The following is a 22,057-nucleotide window of genomic DNA, read 5'->3' on the forward strand; positions in this document are numbered from 1 at the left end:
GTCGTGACGAGCGCCCCTCGGGCGGCTTCCGCGCCGGTGGCAGCGACCGTCCGTTCAACCGTGACCGTCGTGACGACCGTCCCTCCGGTGGCTTCCGCTCCGGTGGCGGCGACCGCCCGCACGGCCACCGCGGTGGCACCGGCACGGGTACCGGCACCGGCACCTTCGGCCGCCGTGACGACAAGCCGCGCTGGAAGCGCAACGGCTGACCGTCGCTGACCGACTGACGCGGGGCCCGTACAGCACTCAGGTGCTGTACGGGCCCCGCTGCGTTGTGCGGAGCCACCGTGTCGCCCGGCCCTCGCCCGAGGGCCGGGCGGGGTCTTCGGTCAGGACCCTCGCGGAGCCCGCCCTGGAGGGCCTCACGGGGCCTGTGGCGGGGTGTCCGGCGGGGCCTTCCGTGGCGCAACGAGTGGAGTACGGGGTGCATGTCATGCCCCCGGCGAGGGCATCGCTGGGGGCATGACAAACGACGAAGCCGCAGTGGCGGTGCCCCCACCCGACGCTCCCGTGGGGGCACCCGCTCCCCCTTCGGACGAGGAACGGCTGGCCGAACTCGGTTACACCCAGGTGCTCGCGCGCCGGATGTCCGCCTTCTCCAACTACGCCGTCTCGTTCACGATCATCTCGGTGCTCTCCGGCTGCCTGACCCTCTATCTGTTCGGGATGAACACCGGCGGGCCCGCCGTCATCACCTGGGGCTGGGTCGGCGTCGGGCTGATGACGCTGTTCGTCGGCCTGGCCATGGCCGAGATCTGTTCGGCCTACCCCACGTCCGCCGGTCTGTACTTCTGGGCGCACCGCCTGGCCCCGCCCCGCTCGGCCGCCGCATGGGCCTGGTTCGCCGGCTGGTTCAACGTGCTCGGCCAGGTCGCCGTCACCGCGGGCATCGACTTCGGGGCGGCCTCCTTCCTCGGGGCCTATCTGAACCTCCAGTTCGGCTTCGAGGTCACCCCCGGCCGCACGATCCTGCTCTTCGCGGCGATCCTGGTCCTGCACGGCCTGCTGAACACCTTCGGCGTCGGCATCGTCGCCTTCCTGAACAACGTCAGCGTGTGGTGGCACGTGGGCGGGGTGGCGGTCATCGTCGGTGCCCTCACCTTCGTACCGGACTCGCACCGGTCGGCGTCGTACGTCTTCACCGAGTTCGTCAACAACACCGGCTGGGGGAGCGGTTTCTACGTCGTCATGCTCGGCCTGCTGATGGCGCAGTACACCTTCACCGGTTACGACGCCTCGGCCCACATGACCGAGGAGACCCATGACGCCGCCGTCGCGGGCCCGCGCGGCATCGTGCGGTCCATCTGGACGTCCTGGATCGCCGGCTTCGTGCTCCTGCTGGGCTTCACGTTCGCCATCCAGTCCTACGACGGCGCCCTGAACTCCCCGACCGGCGCACCGCCCGCGCAGATCCTCCTGGACGCGCTGGGCGCCACGACGGGCAAGCTCCTGCTGCTGGTCGTGATCGGGGCGCAGCTCTTCTGCGGCATGGCGTCCGTGACCGCCAACAGCCGCATGATCTACGCCTTCTCGCGTGACGGGGCCCTGCCCTTCTCCCGGGTCTGGCACACGGTCAGCCCGCGCACCCGCACCCCCGTCGCGGCGGTCTGGCTGGCCGCGCTCGGTGCTCTGGCCCTCGGCCTCCCGTACCTGATCAACGTCACCGCGTACGCGGCCGTGACCTCCATCGCGGTCATCGGCCTCTACATCGCCTACGTCATCCCCACCCTGCTCCGGCTCCTGCGGGGTGACGACTTCGTCCGGGGGCCCTGGCACCTGGGCCGCTGGTCCCGGCCGATCGGCATCGTCGCGGTGAGCTGGGTCGCGGTGATCACGGTGCTCTTCATGCTGCCCCAGGTGTCCCCGGTCACCTGGGAGAGCTTCAACTACGCCCCCTTGGCGGTCCTGGTGGTCCTCGGCTTCGCCGCCGTGTGGTGGACGGTGTCGGCCCGCCACTGGTTCCTGAAACCGGCCGTCCCGGATCACAAGCGCACGAGCGGGGGCGAATCCACGGACTGACCCGGCCCGCCCCGGTACGACAGGGCCCGGCACCCGATACCCGATCGGCTGCCGGGCCCGGGGAAGCTATGCTCGGGGGGTGATCCATCACGGGCCGTTAGCTCAATTGGTCAGAGCAGCGGACTTTTAATCCGTTGGTTGTGGGTTCGAGTCCCACACGGCCTACCACTGGACCCCAGCTCAGAGCACATGTGAGCTGGGGTCCGCCCGTTTTTGGGGGTTGACCGGAACTCCGTGAGCGGGCCGGGCGGTCCGGCTACCCTCGCCCGGGTGAGCTTCAACCACCTCGCCCGGCAGGTCCGTGACCCGGCTCTCCCGCACGGCCACCGCGTGGCGCGGCTCCGGTCCTGCGTGCAGTTGTACCGGCCGATCGGCTTCCGCGCGACGCTGAGTCTTCTCGGGGCGAAGGCGGGGCCGTACGCCACGGACGAGCGCGCCCTGCTGCGCGCGCTGGCCGTGCTGGAGGGGAGCAGGGAGGCGTGGCACGGGGAACTCCGGGCGTTCGACAGGACGCGACGGCTCGCCAAGGCGCGGGGGGCACGGCAGCCGCGTCGGGCCGAGCGGAATCCGTACCGGGACAGGTGGTGGTCGGGGGCGCCGCGGGAGGGGGCTCTGCACGCGCTGGCGTTCCTGCGTGAGCGAGGGGGCGTCCCGGCGGCCGGCGACGACCCGGTCGCAGCGGACCTGCTGCGTTGTGTCAGCGCCTGCCTGGCGTCCGGCGGGGCTCTGGCCCCGGAGGAACGGCTGTTGCTGGCGGACTGCGTCGGCTCGCTCGTGGAGCGACGGAACTCCGGCCGGGAGGACGACTGGACGGCCCGGCTCCGCACCCTCGATCTGCTCAGGGCCGCTCGCCATGTGGAGGTCGCGGCGGCGCACGCGTGAGCGGGACGGCCGGGCGGGGCGCCCGGTGGCAGGGAGCGCCCCGCGTGGGGGAGGACTGGCTCAGGGGCGGGGCCAGGGCCTGCCGCCGATGCGTTCGAGATCGGTGTTGAAGCGGCGCAGATAGCCGGCGAAGGCGGAGATGTCCTCGTCGTCCCACTCGGCCATGACCCGTTGCAGCGAGCTGACCATGCCCTCGCGTTCCGCGTCGAGGGTGCGGATGCCCTCCTCGGTGATGCGGAACTTGCGGGCCATGCCTCCCTCGGGGTCGGGGATGCGCTCGACGAAGCCCGCGCGCAGGACCGCGGCCGTCTGGCGGTTGAGGGTGGAGACGTCGAGGTCGAAGGCGTCGCTCAGCTCGCCGACCGACATCGGGCCCTGGACGCGGATGCGGCTGAGCAGGACGTACGCGCTGCGCTCCAGGAGGCCGTCCTTGCGGCGGCCCTTCCTGTGGTTCAGCAGCCCGTGGCGGCTGAGCAGCATCTGCTCGTACTCGACCTCTTGCGTGGCCCTGTTCATGCGTGGGCGCCTCCTGCTTCCTGCCGGGCGAGGCCGGTGTGTCGTGGTGCGGCTTACTTCATCGTATGTTTACGAGGAAGTGCATAGACCACACGGTGTGCATGATGCAATAGGCGTGTACGATGCCAAGTCTTCCACCGACAGATAGCCGAGGACACGACCTATGGACGCCCCCCAGCCCACGACCCGCGCAGGCGGTGTGATCACGACGCTGGCGCTCGCCGGTACCGTCGCCGCCGTCATGCAGACACTGGTGACCCCGCTCATCGCCGAGCTGCCGCGGATCCTGGACACCTCCTCCGCGAACGCGGCCTGGGTGGTCACCGTCACCCTCCTGGTCGCCGGTGTGTGCGTACCGGTCACCGGCCGTCTCGGTGACCTTCTCGGCAAGCGGCGGATGCTGCTGGCCTGTGCCGTTCCGCTGGTGGCCGGTTCGGTGGTGTGTGCGCTGGCTTCGTCGGTGGTGCCGATGATCATCGGGCGTGGCCTCCAGGGCATGGGGATGGGCATGGTGCCGCTCGGCATCGCCCTGCTGCGTGACGTGGTGCCCGCGGAGAAGCTCAGCGGCTCGATCGCCCTCGTCAGCGCCTCCATGGGCATCGGCGGCGCCCTCGGTCTGCCGATCTCCGCCGCCGTCGCCGAATACACCAGCTGGCGCGTGCTGTTCTGGGGATCCGCGGTGCTCGCGCTGATGATCGCCGTACTCATCTTCACCTTCGTCCCCGACGTCCCGGCCGGTGCCAAGGGCCAGCGATTCGACGCTCCCGGAGCGATCGGTCTCGCGATCGGCCTCGTCTCGCTCCTGCTGGCCATCTCCAAGGGTGCCGACTGGGGCTGGGGTTCGGGCACCACGCTCGGCCTCTTCGCCGTCGCGGTGGTCTCCCTCGGCGTCTGGGGCCTCTACGAGCTGCGCACCCGCGACCCACTGGTCGATCTGCGCACCACCGCCCGGCCGCGCGTGCTGCTGACCAACGTGTCGTCGATCCTCGTCGGCGTCGGCATGTACTCCTTCATGCTGATCGCCCCGCAGCTCCTGCAGTTCCCCGAGGCCACGGGATACGGCCTCGGTCAGTCGATGCTGGCCGCGGGGCTCTGGATGGCCCCCGGCGGCGTGATGATGATGATCGTCTCCCCGCTCGGCGGAAAGCTGATCAACGCGCGGGGGCCGAAGAGCGCCCTGGTCCTCGGCGCCCTGGTGATCTCCCTGGGCTACGGACTGTCGCTGTTCCTGATGGGTTCCGCCTGGGGCCTGATGCTCGTCGGAATCGTCATCAACAGCGGCGTCGGCCTCGCCTACGGCGCGATGCCCGCGCTGATCATGAGCTCGGTCCCGCTCTCCGAGACGGCGGCGGCCAACGGCTTCAACACGCTGATGCGTTCGCTGGGCACCACCATCGGCTCGGCCGTCATCGGTGTGGTGCTGGCTCAGATGACCATCGACCTCGGCGGCTTCTCGCTCGCCTCCGAGGACGGCTTCCGCGTCGGCCTGATGATCGGCTGCGGGGTGGCCCTCGTCGCCGCCGCGGTCGCCTCGCTCATCCCGGGGCTCGTGCGCCCCGCCGATGACGCCGACAGGACGGGTCCGGCCACGGCCGGCAAGGTCTCCGTCGAAGCCTGACCGGCGAGCCCGGCGGCACCCGCGGTACCAGCAGCGCCCCGACCGGTCCGCCGGTCGGGGCGCTGTCGTTGTCCCCGGGCGCCGGAATTTTCTCGTGCACGGGCATTGACCGTGGGTGTGGGCCGCCTTACGTTCATCGCGTTGTCCTTCGTATGTCATATATGAGACGCGATATGAGAGCCGAGAGCCGTATGCAGTCAGCCCCGCGCCCTCTCCCCTGTCGTCCCCGGCGCCGCGGGAGACGCTGAGGAGCGCCTGCCGCGTCCCGCCCGCGGGGAAGGGGCCGCCGGACTTCCACCCGGACCGCAGGACCACCCGTCCCGGACCGCCGGACTCCGCGCCCTTTCCGCGCCCCGAGGAACACACACCCGTACGGCCTCATCCCGCGGCGCAGCCGTCCCGCGCCCGCCGGTGAGCATCCAGAGAGAGAGCCGCCCATGAACAAGCCACGCCGCAGCCGCCTCGCCGCCGCCATGTCCCTGGTCTCCGCCCTCGCCCTCACCGCGACCGCCTGCGGTGACGACGGCAGCGGCATGGCAGGCGCCAAGGGCGCCGAGGGCCCGGGCACCGGGAAGATCGTCTTCTGGGACGAGAACGGCGGTGTCCGCACGGCGATCTGGAAGGAGATCATCGCCGACTTCGAGAAGGCCAACCCGGACATCGACGTGCAGTACGTGGGCATCGCCTCCACCGAGGCGCAGTCCAAGTACGACACCGCCATCCAGGGCGGCGGACTGCCTGACGTCGGCGGGGTGGGCGCCGCCATGGTCGCCGGGATCACCGCGCAGGACGCGCTGGAGCCGCTGGACGACCGGATCGAGGGGAGCTCGCTGAAGGGCAAGCTCAACGACGCGATGATGGAGAACGTCCGGAGCGCGGCCGGCCGGGACGAGGTGTACACGGTGCCGATCTCCGCCACCAACGGCGTCCTGTACTACCGCACCGACCTGTTCGAGAAGGCGGGGCTCGGCGAGCCGAACACCTGGGACGAGTTCTACGCGGCTGCCTCGAAGCTGACGGACAGGAAGAAGAACCAGTTCGGCTACACCATCCGGGGCGGCCCGGGCTCCATCGCCCAGGCGCTCGACGCGATGTACGGGCAGTCCGGCATCGACTCGTTCTGGGACGCGTCCGGGACGAGGACCACGGTGAACGACCCGAAGAACGTCGCGGCCCTGGAGAAGTACGTCGGCCTGTACAAGAAGGTCACCCCGGAGGCCGACCTCAACAACGACTTCACCAAGATGGTCGCCCAGTTCGACTCCGGCAGCATCGCCATGCTCAACCACAACCTGGGCTCGTACCAGGACCATGTGAGCTCGCTGGGTGTGAGCAAGTTCCGTGGCATACCTCAGCCGGAACTCGCCGACGGCACCCGGGTGATGGTCTCGAACCCGGTCTCCGGCCTCGGCCTGCTCAAGTCGTCCGAGAACAAGGCGGCGGCCTGGAAGTTCATCGAGTTCGCTGCGTCGCACGCCTCGAACTCCAAGTTCAGCGAGTCCGCGGGCCTGATCCCCGCCAACAAGGAGGCCGCGCAGGACCCGTGGCTCGACAAGGCCGAGACCACCAAGCTCGGCGCCGAGGCGCTGTTCTCCGGCGACACCAAGATCGTCCAGCTCCCGTACTACCTGCCCGACTGGAACACCCTGTCCAAGGCCGACAGCGAATCGGGCTTCCAGAAGGTGCTGCTCGGCAAGACGAGCGCCGAGGACTTCCTGGACGCCTTCGCCGAGGACCTCGACGCGGCCCAGGCGGAGTGGAAGGAACAGCAGGGCTGAGCGGACTCCCGGCTCGGGGCGCGGCGGGCCGCCGGGCGGGCCGGGACGGATTCCGGTCTGCCGTACACGGTGCTGCGGGCCGCGCGGTTCCACGCTGAGGCCGACCGTCGTACGGAAGCTCGGGGCGCTGCCCGTGGTCCCCGAGCCCGGCAAGCGGCTCCAGCCGGTCGGCCCGCACGAGAACCTGCCCCTGGACGGGGCGGGCCCGGGCAGCCGGACCAGGGAGGACCACACCTGAACACGGCCGGGCCCTCAGTCCAGGCCCTCCTCCCGCAGGTCGTACATCAGGAGGAACGTCCGGTAGGTCTCCGCCGACACGTCGAGGCAGACGTCCGGCCGGTTGGTCCACGTCGACGTGTTGTCGAGGGCCCGCCGGCAGGCCGCCTCGGTCTCCGCCCGGGTCGGGATGTTCGAGAGGAACGCGGCGATCAGCAGGACCACTGCGAGGACCAGCACGCCGATACGGATGCGCATGGTCTCCCAACGACGGTACGGCCGGGCCGGTCACTGGACCGGGCGCGGCCGACCTGTCATTCCGCTTCGTCGCTGACCGGCGGCAGGTCGGGCTCGATGAACAGCCCCGCGTACTGCGGCGAGGGCAGCGGCGCCGACGCGCCCGCCTCGGCCGTGGCGGTCGCGCCGTCGGAGTGCCGCTGGGTCGTGCGGGAGGGCATGTCGGTCATCTCGGTGTCCTGTACGTAGGTGTGTGGTGAGAGCCCCGTGACCGTGCCGCTGCGAGAAAAACCGGACTGGTCCCGACCGGTACGGCGACGAGGTGCCGCTACCGGTGCCGCGCCGCTCCGGGGGCGTCCGGATCATGCGGTGCATGCAGACTGTAACCCTCCCGGCACGGCTTTCCCCCGGAATTGCGAGCCCGGCGTCGGGGTCAGTGTGGCGGTGCGGGCTCGATGTTCTGGTTTGCGTGGAAGAGGTTGTGCGGATCGTAGACCCGCTTGACCTCCGAGAGGCGGTCGTAGTGGCCGCGGTAGGTGGCCTTGACCCGGTCCTGGGACTCGCCCGCGCCGATGAAGTTCACGTAGGCGCCGCCCATGGAGTGCGGGTGCAGTGCCTCCCAGTAGCCGACGGCCCACTCCCGCAGCGCCTCGGCGTTGGCCGGGTCGGGGTCGATGCCCGCGATGACGCCGGACCAGCGCGCGTCGCGGTAGGACCAGGCGGTGTCGTCGGGAGGGACGCGGCCCGCCGCGCCGTCGACCGGGTACAGGTGCATGGTCGACAGGCCGGTGGGGAGGTTCTCCGCGAAGGCGGCGTGCACGTCGACCGCCTCGTCGGTGATCTCGTCGAAGAAGTCTCCGCGCCAGTACCACTGGAGTCCGGTCGGCAGCAGTTCGTCGAACATGCTCTGCAGGGCCGGATAGGGCATGGGTGAGGTGAAGTGGAAGGCCGGCGCCCCCGGTTCGGCCACCGCGGCGAGGGTGTCCTCCAGCGCGGCCGGGTCGGCGGTCGAGGACCAGACGACGCCGCACATCTTCTGCCCGTGGATCTCCTCGGGGAAGGGCGGAGCGGGCGGGACGGTCAGCGAGGCGAAGAAGCCGTACAGATCGTCCGGTGCCTGCGGCAGGAACTCGCGGTACCAGCGCATCACGTCGTGGAAGCGCTCCAGCGGCCAGACGGTGATCCCCGCGCCGACCGTGTCCACGGGGTGCAGCTCGAAGTCGAACGACGTGACGATGCCGAAGTTGCCGCCACCGCCGCGCAGCGCCCAGAACAGGTCCGCGTGCTCGCTGGCGTTCGCCGGGACGAAGGTGCCGTCGGCCAGGACCACGTCGGCCGAGACCAGGTTGTCCGCCGTGAGTCCGTACTTGCGGGTGAGGTAGCCGTGACCGCCGCCCAGGGTGAGCCCGCCGACACCGGTCGTGGACATGATCCCCGCCGGGGTGGCGAGGCCGAACGCGTGGGAGGCGTGGTCGAGATCCCCGAGCTGGGCGCCGCCGTCGGCCTGGGCGGTCTGGGTCGCCGGATCGACGCGGACGCCGCGCATGGGCGAGAGGTCGAGCGTGACGGCGTCGTCGGCGAGGCAGAGACCCGGGCCGCTGTGCCCACCGCCGCGCACGGCGACGGTCAGGCCGTTCTCGCGGACGAAGTCCACGGCCGCCATGACGTCCGCCGTGTCGTGGCACGTGACCACCGCGCCGGGCTTCTTGTCGATCATGGCGTTGTAGACCGTGCGGGCCTGGTCGTATCCCTGGTCCTCCGGGCCGATGACGGGGCCGCGCAACCGGCTTCTCATCGTCTCGAGTGTGGTGCCGTCCATGGTCGTCTCCTAGCGCGCGTGCGCCCGGCCTCCCCTGGGCTTCCCGCATCGGGGTGAGGCTGCTGCGACGCCGGCACCTCAGGATGCCGCGCAGACGGGACCGAACACCGAAGGGCTGGTCCTTCCAGCGTCCCGCCGCTGCGTGGGGCTCGCAATCGCGGGGTACCGTGCCCCGGCGCGGGGCCGGGGCACGGCCCGCGGTCATGCCTGCGGCGGGGCGGTCGCGCTCTCCCCCGGCACCGCCGACGACGCCTCCGGCGCCCCCCTGTCCTTGCGCAGGTGCACCATGAGCCCGATGAATCCCGCCGCGAATCCGCTGAGCAGGCCCGATATCCCGTGGTTGAGCGCGTTGACCGACGCGCTCCCGGGCACACCGACGACGAGGTAGTTCACGGCGGCGCTGATCACCGCGCCGAAGGCGGCGCCGATCAGCCCGTTGACGAGGGAGGCGCGTACGGGTGACGGGGCGGATCCGGGGACGCGGGCAGGTCTGTGCGGTGTGGACATGGCAGGAGGCCCTCCAGACGGGCGGCAAGCGGGATCGGCGGGTGTGACGACACCCTTGGGCACGGCACTATGCCTGCCAACTGCGCGGAACGCACCCTGTGTTGGCGCGATGCGCCGGTGACGAGGCCCTCCGGGGCGGGGGCGGGTGAGCGCCCCGGCGGGCGGGGGTGGTCACGACCTCGTCCCGGATGGCGTAGAGTTACGTTCACAACGACGCGGGGTGGAGCAGCTCGGTAGCTCGCTGGGCTCATAACCCAGAGGTCGCAGGTTCAAATCCTGTCCCCGCTACTGAAGACAGAGGCCCGGATCCTTCCAAGGATCCGGGCCTCTGTCGTGTGCGTCCCGCGCCGCACGCTTGACCTTGACGTTACGTAAAGATCTACCGTTTCCGGCATGGAGTGGTCCATCCAGGAAATCGCCCGTCAGGCCGGCACCACGAGCCGCACGCTCCGGCACTACGGAGACCTCGGTCTCCTGGCGCCGAGCCGCACGGGGGCCAACGGCTACCGCTATTACGACCAGGAGGCCCTGGTCAGGCTCCAGCGCGTCCTGCTGCTGCGGGAGCTGGGACTCTCGCTGCCCGCGATCAAGGACGTGCTGGAGGGGCAGCGGGACACCTCGGCGGCCCTGCGGGCCCATCTGCGCCTGCTGGAGCAGGAGCGGGAGCGCATCGGGCGGCAGATCGCCTCGGTGCGGACCACTCTCCACAGGACCGAGGAGGGAGAAGGGCTGATGGCCGAGGAAGTGTTCGACGGCTTCGATCACACGGTGTACGAACAGGAGGTCACCGAGCGCTGGGGCCGCGAGGCGTACGAGCGCGGCGGCCGGTGGTGGAAGGAGCTGGGCCCGGCCGGGCGCGCCCGGTTCCAGGAGGAGCACGAGGAGATCGCCCGGGACTACGGGCAGGCCGTGGCGGCGGGTCTCGACCCGGGCTCCGACGAGGTGCAGGACATCGCGCGCCGGCACTGCGAGTGGCTCGCGGTGACCATGGAACCCACCCGTTCGTATGTAACCGGCCTCGGCGAGATGTACGTCGCCGATCCCCGCTTCGCGAGGAACTACGATCGGTACGGGGACGGAACAGCCGTCTTCGTACGGGATGCACTGACGATCTACGCGCGGCACCGGCTCTCCGGCTGACCTCCGGGGGTGGGCGTCCGGGCGCGCTCCTCCCTTCGGCCGATGAGGAGTCGCCGCTCGGCGCGGCTCCGGCGAGCCTGGGTAGGGCGCGGTACCGTCCGCAGCCGTGGACGGACGGGGCAGGAGTAATCAGGTGGGGAAGCGGGACGGACGGCCGGCGAATCCTGCCGGGAGTGCCCGGGCCCGGCGTTTCGTGCGTGCGTTGCCCACCCTGATGATCTGTGTCGGCGTGGTCTTCGACCTTGTGACGCCGACCGCGGTGTCCGCCGTGCCGCTGTTCGCCGCGGCCCCGCTGATCGCCGCCCCGTTCTTCTCGCTGGCCTCCACGGTCCGCACCGCGGTGGCCGCGATCCTCGTCGTCCTCGTCATCCGGATCTCGGACGGCGTCCTCTACAAGGTCGTGCCGCTCACCGACCTGCTCACCCTGCTGACGGTGTCCGTGCTCGCCCTCGTCATCAACGGCGTCGTGCGGCGCGGGAACGAGCAACTGGCCTCGGCCCGGGTCATCGCGGAGACCGCGATGCGCGCGGTGCTCCCCACGCCCGAGTCCCGGATCGGCGGGCTGCAGGTCGCGGCGCGCTACGAGCCCGCCCAGGCGGACGAGTTCGTCGGCGGTGACCTGTTCGCCGTGGCGGACACCCCGTACGGGGTGCGGCTGGTGCTCGGGGACGTACGGGGCAAGGGGCTGGACGCCGTGGCGGCGGTCGCCGTCGTGATCGGGGCGTTCCGGGAGGCCGCCGAGCAGGAGCGGTCGCTCGAGGGGGTGGTGCAGCGGCTGGAGCGCGCGCTGGCCAGGGAGGGCTCCCGCCGTGGTGGCTTCGACTCCGTGGAGGGGTTCGTCACCGCCGTGCTCGCCGAGATCCCCGCGGGCTCGGAGACCTTGCGGGTCGTCAACCGCGGGCACCCCGAACCGCTCATCCTTCACCCGGACGGGGCACTCGACGTGCTGGCGCCGGCCGTCCCTGCCCTGCCCCTGGGCATGGGACTGGGCGCGTGGCCGGACCGGGCGGACGAGTGGCCGCTGCCCGCCGGTGCCACGTTCCTGGCGTTCACCGACGGCCTGTCGGAGGCGAGGGACGCGCACGGCGTGTTCTACGACCCGGCGGCCCGGCTGCGTGGCCGGCTCTTCCCGGGGCCGGAGGAACTGCTGTCCGCGCTCACCGACGACGTGCGTCTGCATACGGGTGGCCGGTCGACGGACGACCTGGCGCTGCTCGCGGTCGGGAGGCCTTCCCGGGGCCAGCCGGAGCGGCGGAGGACCGTGAAGATCGTGGGGCGGGACAGTGAATGACGACGGCGACCCTCCGTAGTCGTGGGACACCTCTCCGCATAACATTTGACATACCGTCAGAAACTGATGGTGCGTCGCGAGTCCCTCAACTCGCCCGTTTGAGCCCGTTTGACCCCTGAAAGTCCAGGCCAGGGCCGTGAACGATCTATCGGAACAGCTTGGAATCGGACCCGGGTGTCTATTAACGTTCGATAACGCAGCGCGGTTGTACCTGTCGTCGCAAGAGGCGGCACCGTGCGCGGCGCCGAATTCCGCAAGGGAACCGGGGAACCACCTACATGGGGTGAATCGGGCATCTGTGTCTCGTGAGAGACGAAGGGACCCGTAGGAGACCTTCCTGCTCCGAACCCGTCAGCTAACCCGGTAGGCGAGAAGGAAGGAAAGGAGTGCGCCCACGTGGCGTCGAACCAGCCTGCCCCCGAGGTCCCGTCACCCTTGAGGACCGACAGCCTCGGTACCGAGGACAGGACGTGGGAGGAATGGAACCCCACCGAGGAGTCCATCCGTCCCGTGCGCGGCCGTCACCGCGTCGCCAAGCAGCGCGGACTCGCCCGTAGCTCCACCGTCCTCGGCGTCGGCGTCATCGCGGCCGTCGGAGCGGGTGGCATGGCCACCGCGCAGAGCAAGCCGCCGGTCTCCATCTCTCTTCCCGATTCCATCGCGGACAACCTCCCCGACGCCAAGTCCCTTCCCGGCGTGAGCGCGTTCATGTCCACGGACTCCGACGCCGACCACGCGACGGTCGCCTCCTCCCCCCTCACCACCGCGGGCATCACGGCCGCCGAGGCCGAGCAGGGCGCCACCGACGCGGGCGAGGCGCTGCGTGCCCGCATCCTCCAGCAGGCCGAGCAGCAGCAGGCCGGAGCCGAGGCCGAGGCCAAGGCGGCGCAGGAGAAGGCCGCCGCCGAGGCAGCCGCGGCCCAGGCTGCGAAGCAGCAGACCGAGGCCGAGGCCGAGGCCGCCGCGAAGAAGAAGGCGGCGGAAGAGGCGGCGGAGAAGAAGGCCGAGGCCGAGCGCCTCGCCAAGCTGGCCGCCAGCTACGCCGTCCCGACCTCGTCGTACTACATCAGCTCGTCCTTCGGTCAGGCCGGTTCGATGTGGTCCTCCGGCTACCACACCGGGCTGGACTTCGCGGCCCCGACCGGTACGCCGGTCAAGGCGGTGCACAGCGGCACGGTGAAGTCGGCCGGCTACTCCGGTTCGTACGGCTACCGCACGGTCCTGGAGCTCGAGGACGGCACCGAGGTCTGGTACTGCCACCAGTCCTCGATGGATGTGACCGCGGGTCAGAAGGTCACCACCGGCCAGACCATCGGCCGGGTCGGCGCCACGGGCAACGTGACGGGCGCGCACCTGCACCTGGAGGTCCACACCCCCGACGGCACGGGCATCGACCCGATGGCCTGGCTGCGCGGCAAGGGCCTCACGATCTGACCCCGCGCGCCGGCACCCGGCGCACCGGTACCCCGGCGGCCCTGACGCACACCCCCCGACGTCAGGGCCGCCGGTCCGTGCCGGGGGCCACGGCGAGCGCGGGCTCGCCGGCCTGACGCCTCTACGACGGGGGCGCCGCGCGGTGGCCGGCCCCGTCCTCCAGGTAGGGGTTGTAGCCGCCGTAGTGGCGGTGCGGCGGCTGCGGCTGGTGCACCGTGACGTTCCCGTAGGGGAACTGACGGGGGAACGGGGGCGGAGCGGGCGGCCGGGCCCGGCCCGTCGCGTGGGCGGCGTACGTCAGGGCGGGGGCCGCCACCGCCCGGCGCTGCCACAGGTGGTGCAGCAACTCCTGCTCGCGGAGAGCGAACTCCGGTCCCGCACCGTCGTGGCGGGCCCGTCTGCGGAGCATGGCCAGGGACGTCGCGAACGACTCGTACTCGGCGACGGCGCGGGCCGCAGCCTTCCCCCGGTCGCGGCCGGCACCGCCGTGCCAGTGCCTGGCCATGTCGCGGGCCATGCCCCGCGCCCGCATCGACGCGAGCGCCGGCGGCTCGGCGGGGGTCAGCCAGCCGGCCGCCGCGTACACCGGCAGCTCGGTGGAGAGCGTGCGCAGCTCCCGCTGGCGCGACCAGATCGCCAGCCAGGTCACCAGGGCGAAGCACGGGACCATGACCGCGCCGTACACCGCGTAGAAACCGTAGGGGCCCAAGGCCGACGAGCCGTTCCACAGGGCGTGCATGCCCATGGCGAGGGCGAGTCCCAGCAGCGGCAGCAGGATCCGGCGTACCGGGTGCCGGGCGCCGCCGAGTGCCGCGATGCCGAGACCTATGCCGGAGAGCACCGTGAACAAGGGGTGCGCGAACGGCGACATCACCACGCGCACGAAGAACGTCCCCGCCGTGACGGAGGCGAGGCCCGTCGTCCCCAGCTGCTGATCCTCACCGAAGGCGTTGCCGAGATAGAGGATGTTCTCGGTGAAGGCGAAGCCGGTCGCGGTGAAGCCGGCGACCACGATGCCGTCGACGACCCCGCCGAACTCCCGTCTGCGGAACAGGAAGATCAGCAGGACGGCGGCGGCCTTCGCGCTCTCCTCGACGACCGGGGCGATGACCGTGGCGCCGAGGGTGTCGGCGCTCGCGGGGTCGGCGGTGGCCGTCGCTATCCAGCGCGTCGCGAACGAGTTGGCGATGATCGCCACCAGGGCCGCGGCGCACGCGCCCCAGAAGAACGCGAACAGGAGGTTGCGCCAGGGACCCGGCTCGACGCGGTCGAGCCACCTGAAGGCCGACATCAGCAGGGGGACGGGCAGGACGGCCAGTCCCAGCCCCACCAGGAAGCCCTCGGTACCGGTCTGTTCACGCACCAGGGCCAGGATGACGAGGCCGCAGAGCGCGAGGACGGTGATCACCGCGCCGGCGCGGAAGGCCTTGCTGCGCCAGACCATGCCGACGCGGCGCGGCCGGTAACGCCACTGGCCACGCTCCGGGACGGCGCCCAGGAACTCGTCGAGCCGCTGCTCCTCGAGAACCGGGACGGCCGGCTGCTGATGCTGCACGGACCCCTCGGACACCTGTCGACCCTAACGAGAGGGACTGACACCTGGCCACGGCGCGGTGACCAAGGCGCCGCCCCGTGGCCGATCAGCGACGGGTGAACAGCACGTCGTGCACGACGTGTCCCTTGTCCAGGCCCTGGCCCTCGAAGCGGGTCAGCGGCCGGAACGCCGGACGCGGCGCGTAGCCGCCGTCCGCCTGGGTGTTCTCGAACAGCGGGTGCGCCGTCAGCACGTCGAGCATCTGCTCGGCGTACGGCTCCCAGTCGGTCGCGCAGTGCAGGAGCGCGCCCTGCTTCATGCGCCCGGCGACCAGATCGAGGAACTCCGGCTGGATCAGCCGCCGCTTGTGGTGCCGCTTCTTCGGCCACGGGTCCGGGAAGTACACCCGGAGGCCGTCCAGCGCCGCGGGCGCGAGCATCTCGCGGAGGAGGATGATCGCGTCACCGTTGGCGACCCGGACGTTGGTCAGTCCCGCCCGGTCGGCGAGTCCGAGCAGATTGCCCTGGCCCGGGGTGTGCACGTCGACGGCGAGGATGCCGGTGGCCGGGTCGTCCGCCGCCATCTGCGCCGTGGCCTCGCCCATGCCGAAGCCGATCTCCAGGACCACCGGGAGGCCGTCGAAGAGCGCGGGCAGATCGATGACGCCACGGCCGTCGATGTCCAGTCCCCAGGTGGGCCACAGGCGCTGGAGGGCGTCCTCCTGGCCGGCGGTCACCCGGCTGCGGCGCGGCTGGAAGCTGCGGATACGGCGCTCGTGGTGGGAGCCCGCCGGGTCGGCGGCGGGACCGCCGGGGAAGCGGGGCTCCTGGCGCAGCCTGCGCTGGCGCTCGAAGGAGGCGGCACGGCGCGCCGCCGCGTCGGCATCGGCGTCGCCGGGCGTCTCCGCCTCGGTGCGCGGCTCCGGGCCCGCCTCGGTGTGCGACTGGGTGCCGCGTGCGGCGTGCGGCTCCGCGCTCGTCCCGGCGGGCTTCTCCGCGTCCGTCTCGGGGGCGGGGCCGGGCGTCTCTGGGGTGGGGTTCACAGGCTCAGACACAATGACCCGATTCTACGGCGGGAGGAGTCCATCCCGTCGCGCGAGCCCTCAGCAGGGCCCGCCGCGCCACCTCCCTCCCGATGGGCAGCGACGCGGTCGCCGCGGGGGAGGGGGCGTTCAGCACATGCACGGTGTGGGGAGCGTCCCGGATCAGGAAGTCGTCGACCAGGGTGCCGTCACGCAGGACCGCCTGGGCTCTCACCCCGGGCGGTGACGGGCGCAGATCGTCCTCCGTCACCTCGGGGAGCATGCGGCGGACGGCCCTGGTGAACGCGCTCTTCGACAGGGACCGGTGGAGCTCGCCCGCCCCGTACCGCCAGTGCCGCCGGGCGATCCGCCAGGAGCCGGGCCAGGCCAGGGTGCCCGCCAGCTCGCCGGGGCGCACGACCGTCCGGCCGTACCCCTCGCGCGCCAGCGCCGGCACCGCGTTCGGCCCGATGTGGACCGTCCCGTCGACACCCCGCGTCAGATGCACCCCCAGGAAGGGGAAGGCCGGATCGGGCACCGGGTAGACGAGACCGCGCACCAGCTCCGGCCTGGCCAGCTCGTAGTACTCGCCGCGGAACGGCACGATCCGGGCCCCGGGCTCGTCGCCCGCGAGCAGCGCCACCCGGTCGCTGTGCAGTCCCGCGCAGTTGACCAGCACCCGCGCCCTGACCACCCGGCCGTCGGCCGTGCGCACCGCGACACCCCAGGGGCGCCGGTCGACGGCGACGACCTCCGCGCCGTATCGGACCTCTCCGCCCGCCGCGCTCACCTCAGCGGCGAAGCGGACGGCGACCGCCGTGAAGTCGCACACCCCGGTCGTGCCGACCCGGATCGCGGCGAGGGCGCGCACCCGCGGCTCGTACTCCGCGATCTGGGCGGGGCCGAGCTCCCGCACCGGCAGTCCGTGCGCCCGCCCGCGCTGCACCAGGGCGTGCAGGCGTGGCAGCTCGGCGCTGTCCGTCGCCACGATCAGCTTGCCGGTCACCGCGTGGTCGATGCCGTGCTGCCGGCAGAAGTCGACCAGCTCGGTGGCGCCCCGCACCGCGTAGCGCGCCTTGAGCGAGCCCGGGGCGTAGTAGATCCCGCTGTGGATCACGCCGCTGTTGCGGCCGGTCTGGTGCCGTGCCGGGCCCCGTTCCTTCTCCAGCACCGTGACCCTGGTGCCGGGTGCGGTGCGCGTGAGCGCGTACGCGGTCGACAGACCGACGATTCCGCCACCGATCACCAGCACATCGCAGTCGTACGCCGCGTGCGTCATCATCACGCCACCTCCCACCCCGATAGTGCACTGACCCACTGACAACGGCCTCAAACCAGGCAGTGCGCCGGGCGTGGCGCGCGGCGTGTCCCATGACGGCCCATACCGGGGCGTTACGGCGCCGCCGGGACGCGGCTGTCCCGTCCGGCCGTGCGGGCGGGGCGCACGGACAGGGGGTGCGGCCTCCGGGGCCGTGAAGCGGGGATCACGCCGGGGCGACGAGCAGCGGCCGGGCACGTTCCCGGAGCTCGGCCACGCGCGGCTCGTCTCCGTACGGCTCCAGGCGGTGCAGCAGGTCGCGCACGTACTCGGTGGTGCGCGCCGAGGAGATGCGGCCCGCCACCTCCACCGCGCGCGTCCCCGCCGCGCAGGCCGCGTCGAGGTTGCCCGACTCCAGCTCGGCGACCGCGGACACGACGAGCCGCAGTCCGTGCGAGCGGACGAACTCGTCCGTGGGCTTCGACAGGGCCTGCTCGGTGAAGCGGCGCACCTGGCGGGGAGCCTTGAGGTCGCGGTAGCACTCGGCGGCGTCGGCGGCGAAGCGGTCGTAGGAGTAGAAGCCGAGCCAGGCCGGGTCCGAGTCGCCGGTCCGGGAGCGCTCCAGCCAGCCCTCCGCGGCCCTGAGCGCGGCCCCCGCGGCCGGTGCGTCACCGGCCTTGGCGTGGGCGCGGGCCTCCACCAGCCGGAAGAAGCTCATGGTCCGGGCGGTCGCGAGCCCCCGGTTGCGTTCGACCGCGGCCTGGGCGAGGTCCACCCCCTCGTCGGCGAAGCCCCGGTAGGTCGCCTGGAGCGACATCGATGCCAGGACGTAGCCGCCGAGGGGTACGTCGGCGGCGGCGCGGGCCAGACGGAGTGCCTGGATGTAGTAGCGCTGGGCCGCTTCCTGCTGGCCGGTGTCGAAGGCCATCCAGCCGGCGAGCCTGGTCAGCTCGGCCGAGGCGCCGAAGAGGGCCCGGCCCACCTCGTCGCTGTACGAGCCGAGCAGCAGAGGGGCGGCGTCGACGCGTAAGCACTCCGGGACCATGGAGGAACGCCAGTCGCCGCCGCCGTACTTGGAGTCCCAGCGGCGCGCGTCCTGGGCGGCCTCGCGGAGTTTGGTGACGTCGCTGTGCCCCACACGCAGGAGCGAGGTGTCGGCGGCGGTGTCCGGACCCGGCTGGACGGGTACGCCGGCGGGGGAGCCGTCCGGGCCGAGGGCCGGGGCCCGGGTGGCCGAAGGCCCCCGGGCGACCGAGGGGTCGGCGGGGGTTATGAGCCAGCGCGACGCGGGGGTCGCGTAGGCGCTCACCGCGAAGGAGCCGGCCAGTGACTGCCAGATCCCGCCGCCTCCCCTGCGGCCCGCGAGATCCAGTCGGTACAGATCGGTCGCCGAACGCACGGCCTCGCCCACGTCCCGGGGGAAGGCGAGCCCGACCTCGGGGGCCGGATCCGCGTCGGCGAGTCCGATCTCGTGCAGCGGCACGGGACGGCCGAGTTTGGCCCCTATCGCCGCCGCGATGAGATGGGGCGCGGCGCCCTGCGGCACCATCCCCTTGGCGACCCACCGGGCCACCGAGGTCTTGTCGTAACGAAGTGTCAGACCGCGCTGCGCTCCGAGGTCGTTGACCCGCCGGGCGAGCCCGGCGTTGCTGATTCCCGCGAGGGCGAGAACCGTGCCGAGCTTCTCGTTCGGCCCGCGTTGCTCCCTGGACATGCGCCACCCCTCGACACACAGACGGCCGCCGCGTCACCGTCGGGCGCGCGGCATTCGTACCGTGTCCTCCCCAGATACGGTCCCGGGCACTCCGGCCGCACACGCATTTGGCCGAGCCCCGTGGAATATGCCGCTCTGCCGAGAACATCGGTACACCCAGCGTAGTTCGCCGCATCCCCACCGTTAAGGGGCAGACCTCCGTATGGCGGGAATGTTGTCCGTGTGCCCCGGGGCCGCGGGCGCCGTGCTCCTGGTGTGTGGCCGTGCGCCCGGCCGTGCGCTCTGGTCCGGCCCGTGCGCAAGCGCTTCGATGGGTCCTGCGTGGGTCGGCCCGCTGAACTGGACTCTGCGGGCTGGGGGAGACCGCCGCCCCAATCCCCGCGGGCGGCGAACCGGTCCGGGAGGTGACGAACACCTCCCGGACTGTGCGCCGTACGGGCAGTGCCAGGGGGAGCGGACGTGCGGTCCGGCGCACCGGGGGGATGCGCCGGGCCGTACGTCACCTTTGCGGGCCGAGCCGGTGCGCCGGTGCCGCGGAGGCCCGGGCGGAGGCTGTTCCCGTGGGGCGCCCGCGGCCGGGCGAGACCCCGCCGAAGGGCTCGCGCCGGCGAAACGCGCGGTTCCTCAGCGGCCGGAGAATGGCCGAATAGTGCCGGTCGGGCCGGGCGCCGGGAAGTGGTCCGACTATGGCCGGATTGCGTCTGTTGCACGAACCCGCCGAGGCGGACCACGCTTTCGCGTCCTCTTTGGGCAACTCTCGGAAGCCCCGCCTCCGTTGTCGGGGCGGCCCGGCGGCGTGACGCGGCCTTTGCCAGGGGCGCATGCGCATCCCGCGTGCGCCGTCCGTACCCCCTCCGGGCCGCCGTTGTCGTGGCAGCATGTCCCGCAGCGGCGTTCCCGTGTCCTGGTGCGCCGGTTCGTCCACAGCCTGTGGAGGCGGCGGTGCGTTGGTTGGTGGGGTGGAGCAGTATCGCCGCGAGCTTCGGCACGGTGGGCGCGGTCGGCCACGCGGGGGAGGGGCGCACCGTCCATCCCGTGGGCTCGCAGCTCCTGTGGGGTGACCCCGATCCGCTCTGGGCCGTGGGCGACTGGCGGCCGGACGAGATCCGCGTCGTCACCGTCGCCACCCCCGAGGGCGCGCCGACGACGCGCCTGGCCGTCCTCGGCTGCTGCGGTGCGACCGACGAGCAGCTCAGGGTCGGGCTGCTCGCCGCCCGGGGCGGGGCGCTGCGTCATCTCACCGCCTGGCCGGGCAGTTACACGGCCGTCGTGCAGATCGGCCGCCGCATCACCGTCGCCGGAGACCTCGCCGGGGCCCGCCCCGTCTTCCACACCCCCTGGGCCAACGGCACCGCCTACGCCACCGCGGCCCTCCCGCTCGCCGACCTCATCGAGGCACAGCTCGACATCGGGCACCTGGCCGCGCTGCTGGCCTGCCCGGAGACCCCGGAGGCGCTGGGCGACGGCACACCGTACGCCGGGGTGAAGCGGATCCCGCCGGGCCACGCCCTCATCCTCCGGGAGGGCTCGCGCGAGATCACGGGGTACGAGGCGGTGGCCTCGCTCGCCGTTGCGGCCCCGCAGGCCGACCCCGTGAGCGCCGTCGAAGGGGTGCGGGACGCGCTGGTCGAGGCCGTACGCGCACGGCTCACGGCCCCCAGACACGCCCCGGAGACCATGCCGCCGGATCCGGGACCGGTCCCGGGGATGGGCCCGGCCGAGCGCCGCGCGGCCCGTGGGGCGCCCGTCCCCGGCATCGGCGCGGACCTCTCGGGCGGCAGCGCCTCCGCGACCCTCGCCCTGCTCGCGGCGGGGCTCCCCGGACTGCCGGGCACGGTGCTGGGCCACGGCACGGGCGCGGGTGAGCGGCTCCTCGCCGTCACCTTCAACGACCTCTCCACCCAGGGCCGTGAGGACGAGCTGGAGCGCGCCCGGGTCATCGCGGCCAACCCCCGGCTGCACCACGTGGTCGTCGCGGCGGGCGAGGAGGCCCTGCCGTACGCGTCGCTGGCGAACGGCCCGCTCACCGACGAGCCCGCTCCCTCCCTCGTCGTCGCCGAACGCCACCGCCGCCGGCTGGCCGCGGGCAGTGCGGACCACTTCGTCGGCCACGGCGCACGTCAGGTCCTGGACGCCCACCCCGCGCGACTGGCCGACCTCCTCATGGACCGGCGCAGACGCCACCTCCTGCGCCCCGTCGCGGCGCTCGCCAGGGCGGAAGGGCCCTCGACACACTCCCTCCTCGTCCCGCTGGCCGTCTACCGCGCGGCCCGGAGACTGGCCCGCACGTCGTACCGCACCGGCCTGGAGACGGCGGCGTCCCTGCTGCCCGACGCCAACCGCGACGCCCCCGACCTCGACACCCCGGCGGACGCCTCGCTCGCCTCCCTCGCCTGGTCCCGGCCCGGTCCGGCCGCGCGCTGGCTCACCGGGGAGGCCCTCGCGGAAGTATCGGTTCGCCTCCAGGAGGCGGCGATCCGGCCCGCCTCGGTCCAGCGCCCCGGAGACGCCCGCGCCCGCGCGGCGCTGGCCCGGCACGCCGCCGACCAGCGGATCCTGGAACAGGCCGCCGAGATCCGCAGCCAGCGACTGCACGCCCCCTTCCTGGACAACCAGGTCGTACGAGCCGCCCGCGCCCTCCCGGAATCGCTCCGGGTCCAGCCCGGGGCCCGGGCCGCGATCCTGCGCCGGGTGCTCGCGGGCGCCGGCATCCACGACCTCCCGCCCGGCTGGGGCGCCCCCTCGCAGGCCACCGCGAACGCGGCGGGCCGCATCGGGCTGCGTGCCGCGCTCCCCGAACTGATCGCGCTCTTCGACGCGCCTCTGCTCGCCGACGCCGGGCTCATCGAGGCCCGCGTCGTGCGCAAAGCCCTGCGCGCCGCGTCCGAGGGTGAACCCCTGCCCCTGGACGGCCTGGCCGAGCTGGCGTCCACGGAACTCTGGCTCCGCAGGCTGGTCACCCGCCGGGGCACCTGCTGGACGGGCACGGCGGCACCGCGCCAGCGGGCGGTGGCGGGCGGTGTGGCCCCGGCCCGCCGCACGCTCCAGCCGTGAAGGGCTGACCCGGCCGCCC

The 22,057-nt window shown here is 72.4% G+C and carries 18 protein-coding genes, 2 tRNA genes and 1 riboswitch; of the genes, 11 read left to right on the forward strand and 9 right to left on the reverse strand.

Annotated elements, in window-relative coordinates:
• The 4 genes from ACFY8O_RS21155 to ACFY8O_RS21170 all read left to right on the forward strand — a co-directional run.
• The coding region (locus ACFY8O_RS21155; protein WP_387904488.1) for a hypothetical protein at nt 1–209 on the forward strand (209 nt) is incomplete at its 5' end.
• 253 nt (nt 210–462) lie between these two features.
• Nucleotides 463–2,019, forward strand: coding sequence for an amino acid permease (locus ACFY8O_RS21160; RefSeq protein ID WP_387904491.1), 1,557 nt, complete (start codon nt 463–465; stop codon nt 2,017–2,019).
• A 91-nt stretch (nt 2,020–2,110) separates the two neighbouring features.
• Nucleotides 2,111–2,187, forward strand: a tRNA-Lys gene (locus ACFY8O_RS21165).
• 102 nt (nt 2,188–2,289) lie between these two features.
• The gene (locus ACFY8O_RS21170) at nt 2,290–2,901 is read left to right on the forward strand and encodes a hypothetical protein (protein WP_387904494.1); all 612 of its coding nucleotides are present in this window, start codon (nt 2,290–2,292) and stop codon (nt 2,899–2,901) included.
• A 60-nt stretch (nt 2,902–2,961) separates the two neighbouring features.
• Here ACFY8O_RS21170 and ACFY8O_RS21175 read toward each other — a convergent pair whose 3' ends face one another.
• Nucleotides 2,962–3,417: a MarR family winged helix-turn-helix transcriptional regulator gene (locus ACFY8O_RS21175; RefSeq protein ID WP_145807656.1), complete on the reverse strand. Its 456-nt coding sequence runs from the start codon at nt 3,415–3,417 to the stop codon at nt 2,962–2,964.
• Nucleotides 3,418–3,580: 163 nt separating this feature from the next.
• On the opposite strand from ACFY8O_RS21175, the gene ACFY8O_RS21180 reads away from it, so the two are divergent.
• Both ACFY8O_RS21180 and ACFY8O_RS21185 read left to right on the forward strand, forming a co-directional pair.
• Nucleotides 3,581–5,035, forward strand: coding sequence for an MFS transporter (locus tag ACFY8O_RS21180; RefSeq protein WP_387904497.1), 1,455 nt, complete (start codon nt 3,581–3,583; stop codon nt 5,033–5,035).
• Between the two features lie 437 nt (nt 5,036–5,472).
• A complete protein-coding gene (locus tag ACFY8O_RS21185; protein WP_387904500.1) occupies nt 5,473–6,813 on the forward strand; it encodes an ABC transporter substrate-binding protein in 1,341 nt (446 codons plus the stop codon).
• Nucleotides 6,814–7,065: 252 nt separating this feature from the next.
• Here the strand turns inward: ACFY8O_RS21185 and ACFY8O_RS21190 are convergent, their stop codons facing one another.
• The 4 genes from ACFY8O_RS21190 to ACFY8O_RS21205 form a co-directional block, all read right to left on the reverse strand.
• On the reverse strand, nt 7,066–7,287 hold the full coding sequence (locus ACFY8O_RS21190; RefSeq protein WP_145807650.1) for a hypothetical protein: 222 nt from the start codon (nt 7,285–7,287) through the stop codon (nt 7,066–7,068).
• Nucleotides 7,288–7,343: 56 nt separating this feature from the next.
• Nucleotides 7,344–7,496: a hypothetical protein gene (locus ACFY8O_RS21195; RefSeq protein ID WP_167526207.1), complete on the reverse strand. Its 153-nt coding sequence runs from the start codon at nt 7,494–7,496 to the stop codon at nt 7,344–7,346.
• A gap of 203 nt (nt 7,497–7,699) precedes the next feature.
• On the reverse strand, nt 7,700–9,085 hold the full coding sequence (locus ACFY8O_RS21200; RefSeq protein WP_387904504.1) for an FAD-binding oxidoreductase: 1,386 nt from the start codon (nt 9,083–9,085) through the stop codon (nt 7,700–7,702).
• A 201-nt stretch (nt 9,086–9,286) separates the two neighbouring features.
• Nucleotides 9,287–9,592 carry a hypothetical protein gene (locus tag ACFY8O_RS21205; protein ID WP_387904507.1) on the reverse strand — a complete coding sequence of 102 codons (306 nt, stop codon included), beginning with the start codon at nt 9,590–9,592 and terminating at the stop codon, nt 9,287–9,289.
• 214 nt (nt 9,593–9,806) lie between these two features.
• Between ACFY8O_RS21205 and ACFY8O_RS21210 the strand changes: the two genes are divergently transcribed.
• The 4 genes from ACFY8O_RS21210 to ACFY8O_RS21225 all read left to right on the forward strand — a co-directional run bounded on the left by ACFY8O_RS21210 (nt 9,807) and on the right by ACFY8O_RS21225 (nt 13,457).
• Nucleotides 9,807–9,880, forward strand: a tRNA-Met gene (locus ACFY8O_RS21210).
• Nucleotides 9,881–9,985: 105 nt separating this feature from the next.
• Nucleotides 9,986–10,732 carry a MerR family transcriptional regulator gene (locus ACFY8O_RS21215; protein ID WP_387904509.1) on the forward strand — a complete coding sequence of 249 codons (747 nt, stop codon included), beginning with the start codon at nt 9,986–9,988 and terminating at the stop codon, nt 10,730–10,732.
• Between the two features lie 133 nt (nt 10,733–10,865).
• The gene (locus tag ACFY8O_RS21220) at nt 10,866–12,023 is read left to right on the forward strand and encodes a PP2C family protein-serine/threonine phosphatase (protein WP_145807644.1); all 1,158 of its coding nucleotides are present in this window, start codon (nt 10,866–10,868) and stop codon (nt 12,021–12,023) included.
• A 232-nt stretch (nt 12,024–12,255) separates the two neighbouring features.
• A riboswitch (cyclic di-AMP (ydaO/yuaA leader) is annotated at nt 12,256–12,408 on the forward strand.
• 11 nt (nt 12,409–12,419) lie between these two features.
• Nucleotides 12,420–13,457 (forward strand): M23 family metallopeptidase, encoded by a 1,038-nt coding sequence (locus tag ACFY8O_RS21225; RefSeq protein WP_387904511.1) that lies wholly within the window; start codon nt 12,420–12,422, stop codon nt 13,455–13,457.
• A gap of 121 nt (nt 13,458–13,578) precedes the next feature.
• Here ACFY8O_RS21225 and ACFY8O_RS21230 read toward each other — a convergent pair whose 3' ends face one another.
• The 4 genes from ACFY8O_RS21230 to ACFY8O_RS21245 all read right to left on the reverse strand — a co-directional run bounded on the left by ACFY8O_RS21230 (nt 13,579) and on the right by ACFY8O_RS21245 (nt 18,984).
• Nucleotides 13,579–15,027 carry a PrsW family intramembrane metalloprotease gene (locus ACFY8O_RS21230; protein ID WP_387904514.1) on the reverse strand — a complete coding sequence of 483 codons (1,449 nt, stop codon included), beginning with the start codon at nt 15,025–15,027 and terminating at the stop codon, nt 13,579–13,581.
• 70 nt (nt 15,028–15,097) lie between these two features.
• Nucleotides 15,098–16,045, reverse strand: coding sequence for a tRNA (guanosine(46)-N7)-methyltransferase TrmB (trmB, locus tag ACFY8O_RS21235; RefSeq protein WP_387904516.1), 948 nt, complete (start codon nt 16,043–16,045; stop codon nt 15,098–15,100).
• Nucleotides 16,038–17,294, reverse strand: a complete 1,257-nt coding sequence (gene lhgO, locus ACFY8O_RS21240; protein ID WP_145807636.1) for an L-2-hydroxyglutarate oxidase — start codon at nt 17,292–17,294, stop codon at nt 16,038–16,040. Before lhgO ends, trmB begins: the two co-directional genes overlap by 8 nt.
• 202 nt (nt 17,295–17,496) lie before the next feature.
• Entirely contained in the window at nt 17,497–18,984 is a 1,488-nt protein-coding gene (locus ACFY8O_RS21245; protein WP_387904519.1) for a sporulation protein, read from the reverse strand.
• Between the two features lie 942 nt (nt 18,985–19,926).
• Here ACFY8O_RS21245 and ACFY8O_RS21250 point away from each other — a divergent pair.
• Nucleotides 19,927–22,038, forward strand: coding sequence for an asparagine synthase-related protein (locus ACFY8O_RS21250; RefSeq protein ID WP_387904520.1), 2,112 nt, complete (start codon nt 19,927–19,929; stop codon nt 22,036–22,038).
• Nucleotides 22,039–22,057: the final 19 nt, after the last annotated feature.

Origin of the sequence: Streptomyces argenteolus (assembly GCF_042902585.1) — a bacterium.
Classification (GTDB): Bacteria; Actinomycetota; Actinomycetes; order Streptomycetales; family Streptomycetaceae; genus Streptomyces; species Streptomyces argenteolus.

Bases quoted from the DNA above. Each gene is read 5' to 3' on its own strand.
- ACFY8O_RS21200 (WP_387904504.1), bottom strand. From the start codon at position 9,085: ATGGACGGCACCACACTCGAGACGATGAGAAGCCGGTTGCGCGGCCCC.
- ACFY8O_RS21215 (WP_387904509.1), top strand. From the start codon at position 9,986: ATGGAGTGGTCCATCCAGGAAATCGCCCGTCAGGCCGGCACCACGAGC.
- ACFY8O_RS21190 (WP_145807650.1), bottom strand. From the start codon at position 7,287: ATGCGCATCCGTATCGGCGTGCTGGTCCTCGCAGTGGTCCTGCTGATC.
- lhgO (WP_145807636.1), bottom strand. From the start codon at position 17,294: ATGATGACGCACGCGGCGTACGACTGCGATGTGCTGGTGATCGGTGGC.
- ACFY8O_RS21175 (WP_145807656.1), bottom strand. From the start codon at position 3,417: ATGAACAGGGCCACGCAAGAGGTCGAGTACGAGCAGATGCTGCTCAGC.
- ACFY8O_RS21245 (WP_387904519.1), bottom strand. From the start codon at position 18,984: ATGTCCAGGGAGCAACGCGGGCCGAACGAGAAGCTCGGCACGGTTCTC.
- ACFY8O_RS21180 (WP_387904497.1), top strand. From the start codon at position 3,581: ATGGACGCCCCCCAGCCCACGACCCGCGCAGGCGGTGTGATCACGACG.
- ACFY8O_RS21205 (WP_387904507.1), bottom strand. From the start codon at position 9,592: ATGTCCACACCGCACAGACCTGCCCGCGTCCCCGGATCCGCCCCGTCA.
- ACFY8O_RS21195 (WP_167526207.1), bottom strand. From the start codon at position 7,496: ATGACCGACATGCCCTCCCGCACGACCCAGCGGCACTCCGACGGCGCG.
- ACFY8O_RS21160 (WP_387904491.1), top strand. From the start codon at position 463: ATGACAAACGACGAAGCCGCAGTGGCGGTGCCCCCACCCGACGCTCCC.
- ACFY8O_RS21185 (WP_387904500.1), top strand. From the start codon at position 5,473: ATGAACAAGCCACGCCGCAGCCGCCTCGCCGCCGCCATGTCCCTGGTC.